General features: G+C 45.6%; 1 pseudogene. It reads right to left on the bottom strand.

Annotation, left to right across the window (positions count from 1 at the left end):
* Positions 1–450 (bottom strand): annotated as a pseudogene (locus D7Y13_RS50125) (chemotaxis protein CheB); the annotation flags it as partial.

Below are 450 nucleotides of genomic sequence, written 5' to 3'. Positions count from 1 at the left end.
GTTGATGCTGGCAAGTAAATTAGTCAGATCGTTATTGACCTGATGCAGTTCAAAATTGCGGCTGTGAAGTTCTTCGTTTGTGGTATTAAGTTCTTCATTTGTGGCCTGAATTTCTTCCTTGGCCGTTTCTAATTCCTCGTTTGTGCTTTGCAGTTCTTCATTGCTCGACAAGATTTCTTCATTGGCAATTTTGAGGTCTTGGTTGCTGTGTTCTTGTTCTTGAATGACGGCTTGCAAATACTCTTGGGTCGCGGCGCGTTCTCGAACTGCGGTGGCGAGTTCTTGGGTCAGTTGAGCGATCGCCTGCTCTAAATTTCCCTGAGTTGCTGGCGCGATCGAGTTAGAGCTGATCGCGATCGGAGCTTCTTCAAATAAAACTAAAAAGCGGCGTTCTCCAGTCGGAATCTTAAAGGGAATCACCTGAAGATTGATGATTCTTGATCGATCGCC

Origin of the sequence: Corallococcus praedator (assembly GCF_003612125.1) — a bacterium.
Taxonomy (GTDB): Bacteria; Myxococcota; Myxococcia; order Myxococcales; family Myxococcaceae; genus Corallococcus; species Corallococcus praedator.
This window is presented reverse-complemented; position numbering and strand designations above follow the sequence as displayed.